Source organism: Kitasatospora sp. NPDC057512 (assembly GCF_042802135.1).
Taxonomy (GTDB): Bacteria; Actinomycetota; Actinomycetes; order Streptomycetales; family Streptomycetaceae; genus Kitasatospora.
This window is the reverse complement of record NZ_JBHVET010000270.1, coordinates 1-10,213: the sequence shown is the minus strand read 5'-3', so window position 1 is coordinate 10,213 and position 10,213 is coordinate 1. Positions and strand designations below refer to the sequence as shown.

General features: G+C 66.3%; 21 protein-coding genes. All 21 read right to left on the bottom strand.

Going from position 1 to position 10,213, the window contains the following annotated elements; all coding sequences use genetic code 11:
* Positions 1-42: 42 nt before the first annotated feature.
* Positions 43-495 carry a 50S ribosomal protein L15 gene (gene rplO / locus ACFU6K_RS19110; RefSeq protein ID WP_030280790.1) on the bottom strand — a complete coding sequence of 151 codons (453 nt, stop codon included), beginning with the start codon at positions 493-495 and terminating at the stop codon, positions 43-45.
* Positions 496-497: 2 nt separating this feature from the next.
* A complete protein-coding gene (rpmD, locus tag ACFU6K_RS19105; protein ID WP_049649044.1) occupies positions 498-680 on the bottom strand; it encodes a 50S ribosomal protein L30 in 183 nt (60 codons plus the stop codon).
* Positions 680-1,303 carry a 30S ribosomal protein S5 gene (gene rpsE / locus ACFU6K_RS19100; protein ID WP_030055834.1) on the bottom strand — a complete coding sequence of 208 codons (624 nt, stop codon included), beginning with the start codon at positions 1,301-1,303 and terminating at the stop codon, positions 680-682. The genes rpmD and rpsE overlap by 1 nt, the downstream gene beginning before the upstream one ends.
* Before the next feature lie 48 nt (positions 1,304-1,351).
* Entirely contained in the window at positions 1,352-1,735 is a 384-nt protein-coding gene (rplR, locus tag ACFU6K_RS19095) for a 50S ribosomal protein L18 (protein ID WP_030280785.1), read from the bottom strand.
* Between the two features lie 3 nt (positions 1,736-1,738).
* Complete coding sequence (rplF, locus tag ACFU6K_RS19090) at positions 1,739-2,278, bottom strand: 50S ribosomal protein L6 (RefSeq protein WP_380664467.1); 540 nt, start codon at positions 2,276-2,278, stop codon at positions 1,739-1,741.
* A gap of 22 nt (positions 2,279-2,300) precedes the next feature.
* A complete protein-coding gene (gene rpsH, locus ACFU6K_RS19085) occupies positions 2,301-2,708 on the bottom strand; it encodes a 30S ribosomal protein S8 (protein ID WP_030055831.1) in 408 nt (135 codons plus the stop codon).
* A gap of 284 nt (positions 2,709-2,992) precedes the next feature.
* The gene (locus tag ACFU6K_RS19080; RefSeq protein ID WP_030055830.1) at positions 2,993-3,178 is read right to left on the bottom strand and encodes a type Z 30S ribosomal protein S14; all 186 of its coding nucleotides are present in this window, start codon (positions 3,176-3,178) and stop codon (positions 2,993-2,995) included.
* A gap of 4 nt (positions 3,179-3,182) precedes the next feature.
* Positions 3,183-3,752 (bottom strand): 50S ribosomal protein L5, encoded by a 570-nt coding sequence (gene rplE, locus ACFU6K_RS19075; protein WP_030393302.1) that lies wholly within the window; start codon positions 3,750-3,752, stop codon positions 3,183-3,185.
* A complete protein-coding gene (rplX, locus tag ACFU6K_RS19070; protein ID WP_030055828.1) occupies positions 3,752-4,063 on the bottom strand; it encodes a 50S ribosomal protein L24 in 312 nt (103 codons plus the stop codon). The genes rplE and rplX overlap by 1 nt, the downstream gene beginning before the upstream one ends.
* 15 nt (positions 4,064-4,078) lie before the next feature.
* Positions 4,079-4,450, bottom strand: coding sequence for a 50S ribosomal protein L14 (rplN, locus tag ACFU6K_RS19065; protein WP_030393301.1), 372 nt, complete (start codon positions 4,448-4,450; stop codon positions 4,079-4,081).
* A gap of 102 nt (positions 4,451-4,552) precedes the next feature.
* On the bottom strand, positions 4,553-4,825 hold the full coding sequence (gene rpsQ / locus ACFU6K_RS19060; protein ID WP_030055826.1) for a 30S ribosomal protein S17: 273 nt from the start codon (positions 4,823-4,825) through the stop codon (positions 4,553-4,555).
* The gene (gene rpmC / locus ACFU6K_RS19055) at positions 4,825-5,049 is read right to left on the bottom strand and encodes a 50S ribosomal protein L29 (protein WP_049649042.1); all 225 of its coding nucleotides are present in this window, start codon (positions 5,047-5,049) and stop codon (positions 4,825-4,827) included. The genes rpsQ and rpmC overlap by 1 nt, the downstream gene beginning before the upstream one ends.
* Positions 5,049-5,468 (bottom strand): 50S ribosomal protein L16, encoded by a 420-nt coding sequence (gene rplP / locus ACFU6K_RS19050; RefSeq protein ID WP_030055824.1) that lies wholly within the window; start codon positions 5,466-5,468, stop codon positions 5,049-5,051. The genes rpmC and rplP overlap by 1 nt, the downstream gene beginning before the upstream one ends.
* A gap of 5 nt (positions 5,469-5,473) precedes the next feature.
* Entirely contained in the window at positions 5,474-6,298 is an 825-nt protein-coding gene (gene rpsC / locus ACFU6K_RS19045; protein ID WP_359820416.1) for a 30S ribosomal protein S3, read from the bottom strand.
* Positions 6,298-6,645: a 50S ribosomal protein L22 gene (gene rplV / locus ACFU6K_RS19040; protein WP_030055822.1), complete on the bottom strand. Its 348-nt coding sequence runs from the start codon at positions 6,643-6,645 to the stop codon at positions 6,298-6,300. Before rplV ends, rpsC begins: the two co-directional genes overlap by 1 nt.
* Positions 6,646-6,702: 57 nt before the next feature.
* On the bottom strand, positions 6,703-6,984 hold the full coding sequence (rpsS, locus tag ACFU6K_RS19035) for a 30S ribosomal protein S19 (protein WP_030055821.1): 282 nt from the start codon (positions 6,982-6,984) through the stop codon (positions 6,703-6,705).
* Positions 6,985-6,995: 11 nt separating this feature from the next.
* On the bottom strand, positions 6,996-7,832 hold the full coding sequence (rplB, locus tag ACFU6K_RS19030; RefSeq protein WP_363427434.1) for a 50S ribosomal protein L2: 837 nt from the start codon (positions 7,830-7,832) through the stop codon (positions 6,996-6,998).
* A 43-nt stretch (positions 7,833-7,875) separates the two neighbouring features.
* Complete coding sequence (gene rplW, locus ACFU6K_RS19025; protein ID WP_030280768.1) at positions 7,876-8,193, bottom strand: 50S ribosomal protein L23; 318 nt, start codon at positions 8,191-8,193, stop codon at positions 7,876-7,878.
* The gene (rplD, locus tag ACFU6K_RS19020) at positions 8,193-8,870 is read right to left on the bottom strand and encodes a 50S ribosomal protein L4 (RefSeq protein ID WP_049649040.1); all 678 of its coding nucleotides are present in this window, start codon (positions 8,868-8,870) and stop codon (positions 8,193-8,195) included. The genes rplW and rplD overlap by 1 nt, the downstream gene beginning before the upstream one ends.
* A 4-nt stretch (positions 8,871-8,874) precedes the next feature.
* Complete coding sequence (rplC, locus tag ACFU6K_RS19015) at positions 8,875-9,522, bottom strand: 50S ribosomal protein L3 (protein WP_030055817.1); 648 nt, start codon at positions 9,520-9,522, stop codon at positions 8,875-8,877.
* Between the two features lie 14 nt (positions 9,523-9,536).
* Positions 9,537-9,845, bottom strand: coding sequence for a 30S ribosomal protein S10 (gene rpsJ / locus ACFU6K_RS19010; RefSeq protein ID WP_012785157.1), 309 nt, complete (start codon positions 9,843-9,845; stop codon positions 9,537-9,539).
* Positions 9,846-10,213 lie beyond the last annotated feature (368 nt).

Here is a 10,213-nt window from a genome sequence, read left to right as displayed (position 1 = left end):
TCCCGGAGGAGGTGCGGGGCTCGAAGGCGGATCTCAGCGGGCTCAGACGAGCTCGGTGACCGTACCGCCGGCGGCCTTGATCTTCTCGGCGGCGGAGCCGGAGACGGCGTCGACCGTCACCTGCAGCGCAACCGAGACCTCGCCGGTGCCGAGCACCTTGACGAGGGAGTTCTTGCGAACCGCGCCCTTGGCGACCAGGTCCTCGACCGTGACCTCGCCACCCTGCGGGTAGAGCTCGGCCAGCTTGTCGAGGTTGACGACCTGGAACGTGATCTTGAACGGGTTCTTGAAGCCCTTCAGCTTCGGCAGGCGCATGTGGAGCGGCATCTGGCCACCCTCGAAGCGCTGCGGAACCTGGTAGCGGGCCTTCGTGCCCTTGGTACCACGACCGGCAGTCTTACCCTTGGAGCCCTCACCACGACCCACGCGGATCTTGTCGGTCTTGGCACCCGGGGCGGGACGCAGGTTGTGGATCTTGATCGGGTTGTCGCCCATGATCAGTCCACCTCCTCAACCGTCACCAGGTGACGGACCGTGTGGGCCATCCCGCGGATCTCGGGACGGTCCTCCTTCACCACGACGTCGTGCATGCGCTTGAGGCCAAGCGTACGCAGGGTGTCACGGTGGTTCTGCTTGCTGCCGATGTACGACTTGGTCTGCGTGATCTTCAGGCGAGCCATCAGGCGCTCACCCCAGCAGCACGCGCCCGCAGCAGAGCGGCGGGGGCCACGTCCTCCAGCGGCAGGCCACGACGGGCGGCGATCTCCTCGGGGCGCACGAGGCCCTTCAGAGCAGCCACGGTGGCGTGCACGATGTTGATCGCGTTGTCCGAGCCGAGCGACTTCGACAGGATGTCGTGGATGCCGGCGCACTCCAGGACGGCGCGCACCGGACCACCGGCGATAACACCGGTACCGGGGGCGGCGGGCTTCAGGAGCACGACGCCGGCGGCCTTCTCACCCTGGATCGGGTGCGGGATGGTGCCCTGGATACGGGGGACCTTGAAGAAGTTCTTCTTGGCCTCCTCAACACCCTTGGCGATGGCGGCCGGAACCTCCTTCGCCTTCCCGTAACCGACACCCACGGTGCCGTCACCGTCGCCCACCACGACCAGCGCGGTGAAGCTGAAACGACGACCACCCTTGACAACCTTGGCGACACGGTTGATCGCGACAACGCGCTCGACGTAAGCGGTCTTCTCGACGGCGGGGGCGTTGCCCCGGTCGTCACGCTTACGGTCGCGCCGCTCGCCACCGCCGGTGCCGCCGCCGGCGCCGCTACCGCGGCGCTGGGGTCCAGCCATTGGAATTACCTCTCTCGATTACGTCCGTCGACTGAGCCGACGAGCGGCTTAGAAGTCGAGCCCGGCCTCGCGAGCCGCGTCCGCCAGGGCGGCGATGCGGCCGGCGTACCGGTTGCCCGCGCGGTCGAAGACGACCGACTCGATGCCGGCGGCCTTGGCGCGCTCGGCGACCAGGCTCCCGACCTTCTTGGCCAGCTCGGTCTTGTCGCCCTCGGCGCCCTTGATGGACACGTCGAGGGTGGACGCCGACGCCAGGGTGTGACCCTTGGCGTCGTCGATGACCTGGGCGACCATGTGACGGTTCGAACGCGTCACGACGAGGCGCGGACGCACCTCGGTGCCGACGACGCGCTTGCGAACGCGGATCGCGCGGCGCTTGCGAGCGGCGCTCTTGTAGGCGTTGCCCTTGCCGATCTTGACAGAGACACTCATCGCTTACTTACCACTCTTTCCGACCTTGCGGCGGATGACCTCGCCCGCGTACTTGACACCCTTGGCCTTGTACGGGTCCGGCTTGCGCAGCTTGCGGATCTTCGCGGCGACCTCGCCGACCTTCTGCTTGTCGATGCCGTCCACGTGGAACTTGGTGGCCGACTCGACGACGAAGGAGATGCCCTCGGGGGCCTCGACGAGGATCGGGTGGCTGTAGCCCAGCTGGAACTCCATGTTGGAGCCCTTCGCCAGAACTCGGTAGCCGACACCGCTGATCTCCAGCGACTTGCGGTAGCCCGCGGTCACGCCGGTGATCATGTTCGCCACCAGCGTGCGGGAAAGGCCGTGCAGGGCCTTCGACATACGCTCGTCGTTGGGGCGGGTGACGAGCAGGGTGCCGTCCTCGCCCTTACCGATCTCGATCGGCGCGGCGACGACGTGGGTGAGGGTGCCCTTCGGGCCCTTCACCGAGACCGCCTGGCCATCGATGGTGACGTCCACGCCAGCGGGGACCTGGATGGGCAGCCGTCCAATGCGCGACATTGCTGTACCTCCGTTTCCCGAATTACCAGACGTAGGCGAGAACTTCTCCGCCTACGCCCTTCTTGGCGGCCTGCTTGTCGGTGAGGAGACCGGAGGACGTGGAGATGATCGCCACGCCCAGGCCGCCGAGCACCTTCGGCAGGTTGGTGGACTTTGCGTAAACGCGCAGACCCGGCTTGCTGATGCGCTTGATGCCGGCGATGGAGCGCTCACGGTTGGGGCCGAACTTGAGCTCGATGGTCAGCTTCTTGCCGACCTCGCCCTCGACGGGCTCCTCAACCTTGTAGGAGGAGATGTACCCCTCCTGCTGCAGGATCTCGGCGACGTGCGCCTTGATCTTGCTGGCCGGCATCGCCACGGAGTCGTGGTACGCCGAGTTCGCGTTACGCAGACGCGTGAGCATGTCTGCGATGGGGTCGGTCATGGTCATGATGGCCTCAGGCCTCTCTCGCCGCGGTTTCTCCGCGCCAGGTCCCCCTGCCGCACTCTTCCGAGTTCGTCAGGGGCACAAGCGCAGGGGACCTGCGACGTCGTAAGACTGGGTGCGAGCCCTCCTAGGAGGGCCACGGGCGTCCATGGGGAAGCCGTGGCAGGGGGCCCGACCCCACTACCTTACGGGAATCCGTACGGTAGGCCCAAAACGGGCCGGTGTGGGATCGGGCACCTCTGCTTCGCTGTGTGCCTAAAGTGCCTGGTCCCTCTGTTGGGAGAGGACTACCAGGAGCTCTTGGTCACGCCCGGCAGCTCGCCGCGGTGCGCCATCTCACGAAGGCAGACACGGCACAGGCCGAACTTGCGGTACACCGAGTGCGGACGGCCGCAGCGCTGGCACCGGGTGTAGGCCCGGACGCCGAACTTCGGCTTGCGCTCGGACTTCGCGATGAGGGACTTCTTCGCCATTGGCTCACGCCTCCTTGAACGGGAAGCCCAGAGCGCGCAGGAGCGCCCGGCCCTCGTCGTCGGTCTGAGCGGTGGTCACGACGGTGATGTCCATACCGCGCTGACGGTCGACCTTGTCCTGGTCGATCTCGTGGAACATAACCTGCTCGGTCAGACCGAAGGTGTAGTTGCCACGGCCGTCGAACTGCTTCGGCGAGAGGCCACGGAAGTCACGGATACGCGGCAGGGCCAGCGACACCAGACGGTCCAGGAACTCCCACATGCGGTCACCGCGGAGGGTGACGTGGGTGCCGATCGGCTGGCCCTCGCGCAGCTTGAACTGCGCGATGGACTTACGGGCCTTGGTCACGGCCGGCTTCTGACCGGTGATCGCGGTCAGGTCGCGGATCGCGCCCTCGATCAGCTTGCTGTCACGGGCGGCCTCGCCGACACCCATGTTGACGACGACCTTGACCAGGCCGGGCGTCAGCATGACGTTCTCGTACGAGAACTGCTCCTGCAGCTGACCCTTGATCTCGGAGTTGTAACGCTCCTTGAGACGGGGGGTCACCTTCTCAACAGTCGTCTCAGACATCAGATGTCCTCACCGGTTCGCTTGGCAACGCGGATCTTGTTGCCCTCGTCATCGAAGCGGTAGCCAACGCGGGTGACGACCTTCTTGCCGTCCTTCTCCACGACCAGCTGGACGTTGGAGACGTGCACCGGGGCCTCGACGGTGACGATGCCACCCTGAGTGCCCGGGCCCGGCTTGGTGTGCTTCTTGACCCGGTTCACACCCTCGACCAGGACCTTGTTCTCGGCGGGCATGGCCTGGATGACCTTGCCCTGCTTGCCGCGGTCCTTGCCGGTGATGACCTGAACCAGGTCACCCTTCTTGATCTTCATGCTGTTCGCCATGAGTTAGAGCACCTCCGGCGCAAGCGAGATGATCTTCATGAACTTCTTGTCACGCAGCTCGCGGCCCACCGGGCCGAAGATGCGGGTACCACGGGGGTCACCATCGGTGTTCTTCAGAACGACCGCGGCGTTCTCGTCGAAGCGGATGTACGAGCCATCCGGACGACGGCGCGACTTCACGGTACGGACGACGACGCACTTGACGACGTCACCCTTCTTCACCGAACCGCCGGGGATCGCGTCCTTGACGGTCGCGACGATGACGTCCCCGATACCGGCGTAGCGGCGACCGGAACCACCGAGAACGCGGATGCAAAGGATTTCCTTCGCGCCCGTGTTGTCGGCGACACGCAGTCGCGACTCCTGCTGGATCACAGCTTTCTCCTGATCGTCAACGAGAGCTGACGGGCCGGCCGCTGCTCACACCAGCGCCCGCGAGGGACCTGGTGCACATACGGCCGTACCGCATCAACTTCGTTACTTGGCCTTCTCGAGGATCTCGACGACGCGCCAGCGCTTCGTCGCGGACAGCGGGCGGGTCTCCGCCAGGAGGACCCGGTCGCCGATGCCGCAGGCGTTCGCCTCGTCGTGCGCCTTCAGCTTGTTCGTACGGCGGATGACCTTGCCGTACAGAGCGTGCTTGACGCGGTCCTCGACGGCGACGACGACGGTCTTGTCCATCTTGTCGCTGACGACGAGACCCTCACGGGTCTTGCGGAAACCGCGCGTCTCGTTGGTGTTCTCAGTCATCAGGCGCTCTCCACCGTCTCGATGCCCAGCTCGCGCTCGCGCATCAGGGTGTAGATCCGCGCGATGTCCTTACGGACGAGCTTGAGCCGTCCGTGGTTGTCGAGCTGCCCGGTCGCCGCCTGGAAGCGGAGGTTGAACAGCTCCTCCTTGGCCTCACGGAGCTTGGCAACGAGACCCTCGTTGTCCAGCTCGCGGAGGTCAGCAGCCTTGGTGCCGGCCGACATCAGCTCTCACCTGCCTCGCGCCGGATGATCCGGCACTTCATCGGGAGCTTGTGAGCTGCGCGGGTCAGCGCCTCACGAGCCACCTTCTCGTTGGGGTACGACAGCTCGAACATGACCCGACCCGGGTGCACGTTCGCGATCCACCACTCGGGCGAACCCTTACCGGAACCCATGCGGGTCTCGGCCGGCTTCTTGGTGAGCGGACGGTCCGGGTAGATGTTGATCCAGACCTTGCCGCCACGCTTGATGTGACGGGTGACGGCGATACGAGCGGACTCGATCTGCCGGTTCGTCACGTAGGCCGGGGTGACGGCCTGGATGCCGTACTCGCCGAAGGCGAGCTCGGTGCCACCCTTGGCAGCGCCACGACGCTTCGGGTGGTGCTGCTTGCGGTGCTTGACCCGACGGGGGATCAGCATGGGAGTCAGGCCTCCGTTCCGGTGTTCTCGGCAGCCGGCGCCTCGGCGGCCGCGGCCGCGGGGGCCTCGGCAGCGGCGGGACGACGGCCACGGCCACCGCGCTCGCCACCACGGCGGTCGCCACCGCGGGCGGGACGACCACCCTCGGGACGGGCCGGGCGGTTGCCCGAGCGGGCAGCGGCGTTCTCAGCGCGGACCTCGGCGATGTTCTTGACGTCGCCCTTGTAGATCCAGACCTTCACGCCGATGCGGCCGAAGGTGGTCTTGGCCTCGAAGAAGCCGTAGTCGACGTTCGCACGCAGGGTGTGCAGCGGCACACGACCCTCGCGGTAGAACTCCGAACGGCTCATCTCGGCGCCGCCGAGACGACCGGAGCACTGGACCTTGATGCCCTTGGCGCCGGACTTCATGGTGCCCTGCATCGACTTGCGCATGGCACGGCGGAAGGAGACGCGCGAGGACAGCTGCTCCGCGACGCCCTGAGCCACGAGCTGGGCGTCCAGCTCGGGGTTCTTGACCTCGAGGATGTTCAGCTGGACCTGCTTGCCGGTCAGCTTCTCGAGGTCGCCGCGGATGCGGTCGGCCTCGGTGCCACGGCGACCGATGACGATGCCGGGGCGGGCGGTGTGGATGTCGACGCGGACGCGGTCGCGGGTGCGCTCGATCTCAACCTTCGAGATGCCGGCGCGCTCCATGCCCTTCGTCATCATGCGACGAATGGCAACGTCTTCCTTGACGTAGTCCTTGTACAGCTTGTCGGCGTACCAGCGGGACTTGAAGTCCGTGCTGATGCCGAGGCGGAACCCGTGCGGGTTAACCTTCTGGCCCATTACCGGGTCCCTTCCTTGCTGCTGACGACCACGGTGATGTGGCTGGTCCGCTTGCGGATCCGGTAGGCGCGGCCCTGGGCACGCGGGCGGAACCGCTTCAGGGTCGGACCCTCGTCAACGTACGCCTCGCTGATGACGAGGTCGTCCACGTTGGAGTGGTTGTAGTTGTGCGCGGCGTTGGCAATGGCGCTGTCGAGCACCTTGCCGACCGGCACGGTGGCGGCCTGCGGAGCGAAACGCAGGACGGCCTGGGCCTCCGTGGCCGGCAGGCCACGGATGAGGTCCACCACGCGGCGGGCCTTCATGGGCGTGACGCGGATGTACCGCGCCTGGGCCCTGGCTTCCATGGTTGTCCCCTTAATGGAGTAAGTCATTGAGTCGTTCTGGCGGTGAAGCTCAGGCGACTAGCGACGCTTCGACTTGCGGTCGTCCTTGACGTGGCCGCGGAAGGTGCGGGTCGGAGCGAACTCGCCCAGCTTGTGGCCGACCATCGACTCGGTGACGAACACCGGGACGTGCTTGCGACCATCGTGAACCGCGATCGTGTGGCCGAGCATGGCCGGGAAGATCACGGAGCGGCGGGACCAGGTCTTGATGACGTTCTGGGTACCCGCCTCGTTCTGCGCGTCCACCTTCTTGAGAAGGTGGCCGTCGATGAAGGGGCCCTTCTTGAGACTGCGCGGCATCTGACCTGCTCCTAGCGCTTCTTGTTGGTCTTGCGGCGGCGCACGATGAGAGCGTCCGACGCCTTCTTCGGGCGACGGGTACGACCCTCCTTCTGGCCCCACGGCGAGACCGGGTGGCGACCACCAGAGGTCTTACCCTCACCACCACCGTGCGGGTGGTCGATCGGGTTCATGGCGACACCACGCACGGTCGGGCGAACGCCCTTCCAGCGCATACGGCCGGCCTTGCCCCAGTTGATGTTCGACTGCTCGGCGTTGCCGACCTCGCCGACGGTGGCGCGGCAGCGCGCGTCGACCAGGCGGATCTCGCCGGAGGGCATGCGCAGGTGCGCCATCTTGCCCTCACGCGCCAGCAGCTGGATGCCGGAACCGGCGGAGCGGGCCATCTTGGCACCGCCACCGGGACGCAGCTCCACCGCGTGGATGGTGGTACCGACCGGGATGTTGCGCAGCGGCAGGTTGTTGCCCGGCTTGATGTCGGCGCCAGCGCCGTTCTCGATCCGGTCACCCTGCGCGATGCCGCGCGGCGCGATGATGTAGCGCTTCTCGCCGTCCGCGTAGTGCAGGAGCGCGATGCGCGCGGTGCGGTTCGGGTCGTACTCGATGTGCGCGACCTTGGCCGGCACGCCGTCCTTGTCGTGACGACGGAAGTCGATCACGCGGTAGGCGCGCTTGTGACCGCCACCCTGGTGGCGAACGGTGATCCGACCGGCGTTGTTACGGCCGCCCTTGCTGTGCAGCGGGCGAACCAGCGACTTCTCCGGGGTGGACCGCGTGATCTCTACGAAGTCGGCCACGCTGGAGCCACGACGGCCCGGCGTAGTCGGCTTGTACTTGCGGATGCCCATTTGGCTCTCTCGTCCTCGTCCTTATCGACGATCACGATCTCCGTTAGGAGACCGGACCACCGAAGATGTCGATGCGGTTGCCCTCGGCCAGCGTCACGATGGCGCGCTTGGTGTCCTTGCGCTTGCCAAAGCCCGTCTTGGAGCGCTTGCGCTTGCCCTGACGGTTGATCGTGTTGACAGCCTCGACCTTGACCGAGAAGACCGCCTCGACGGCCTGCTTGATCTGGGTCTTGTTGGCGCCCGGCGACACGATGAACGTGTACTTGTTCTCGTCGAGAAGGCTGTAGCTCTTCTCGGAGATGACCGGCTTCACCAGGACGTCACGGGGGTCCGTGAACGTCTTGCTCGTAACGTCGCTCATCAGGCGGCGCTCCCTTCGAGCTCGCCCTCAGCGGCAACGGCCTTGGCGGACGCGGCCGGACCGGCCACGAAACGCTCGAAGGCGGCCTGGGTGAAGACCACATCGTCGGAGACGAGCACGTCGTAGGTGTTCAGCTGACCGGCGTCCAGGATGTGCACGTGCGGCAGGTTGCGAGCGGACTTCAGGCCCAGCTCGTCCTCGCGCTCGACGACCAGGAGGACGTTCTTGCGCTCGGTGATCTTGCCGAACAGGCTCTTGGCGGCCTTGGTCGACGGCACCTCGGCCGCGACCACGTCGGTGACGACGTGGATGCGGTTGTGGCGGGCCCGGTCGGTGAGCGCACCGCGCAGAGCGGCGGCGATCATCTTCTTCGGGGTCCGCTGCGAGTAGTCGCGCGGCACGGGACCGTGCACGACGCCACCGCCGGCGAACTGCGGCGCACGGGTCGAGCCCTGACGGGCGCGGCCGGTGCCCTTCTGGCGGTACGGCTTCTTGCCGCCACCGCGGACCTCGCCACGAGTCTTGGTCTTGTGGGTGCCCTGACGGGCCGCAGCGAGCTGCGCCACGACGACCTGGTGCATCAGCGGAACGCTGACCTTCGCGTCGAAGATCTCGGCCGGAAGCTCAAGGCTGCCGGTCTTGTCGCCCGAGGGCGACAGGATGTCAATGGTGCTCATATCCTCACAGCCCCTTCGCCGCGGTGCGGACGAGGACGAGGCCGCCGTTCGGGCCCGGGATTGCGCCCTTGATCAGGAGCAGCCCCTTCTCCGCGTCAACGGCATGGATGGTCAGGTTCTGGGTGGTCACACGCTCGTGGCCCATCCGGCCGGCCATCCGTACGCCCTTGAACACGCGACCCGGGGTGGCGCAGCCACCGATCGAGCCGGGCGAACGGTGCTTGCGCTGCACACCGTGACCGGCGCCGAGGCCCCGGAAGTTGTGGCGCTTCATGACACCGGCGAAGCCCTTGCCCTTGGAGGTGCCGGTCACGTCGACCTTGACACCCGCCTCGAACAGCTCGGCGGTGATCTCCTGGCCCAGGGTGTACTCGGAGGCGTCCGAGGTACGGAGCTCGACCAGGTGGCGGCGCGGGGTGACACCGGCCTTGGCGAAGTGGCCCGCGAGGGGCTTGTTCACCTTGCGGGGGTCGATCTCGCCGAAGCCGATCTGGACGGCGTCGTAGCCGGCCGGGCTGTCGGCGGTGTGGACCTGGGTCACGACATTGGGCCCAGCCTTGACGACGGTCACCGGGACGACCCGGTTGTTCTCGTCCCAGACCTGGGTCATGCCGAGCTTCTCGCCCAGGATGCCCTTAATCTGCTTAGCCATCTTCGGTGCGCCTCTCAGAGCTTGATCTCGATGTCGACGCCAGCCGGCAGGTCGAGACGCATGAGCGAGTCAACCGTCTTCGGCGTGGGGTCGAGGATGTCGATCAGACGCTTGTGAGTACGCATCTCGAAGTGCTCGCGCGAGTCCTTGTACTTGTGCGGCGAGCGGATGACGCAGTACACGTTCTTCTCAGTGGGCAGCGGCACCGGGCCCGCGACCTGCGCACCAGTACGAATCACCGTCTCGACGATCTTCTTCGCCGAGGAGTCGATGACCTCGTGGTCGTAGGCCTTGAGCCGGATGCGGATCTTCTGTCCCGCCATGGCTACTCAGTAGTCCTTTGTCCTTAGTCACTGCGCGACTCCCCCTCCGACCCCCGCGCTCGGGCGTGTCGCACTCGCGCTTGCAAAAAACCGGCGAAGAACTTCGTCGGTTTAAAACTTTCGGGGTGAGGGGTGCCGGGTCGAGGCCCCGCACACGCTTCCCGGAAGATTCCCGTACTTTCGCCCCGCAGCTGCCGTGGCGTAGAACTCACGCTTGACGGCCATCACGGGAACGACGAGTACATGGGACTCGCTTCCGGTCCTCCCGGCGGGAGGCGCGCAGCATCGGCACTCAACCGAGCAACTTGGACATACTGCCACATGGAGCAGCCCGGATGCCAATCGGGGCCGGTGAGGCGCTCCTCACC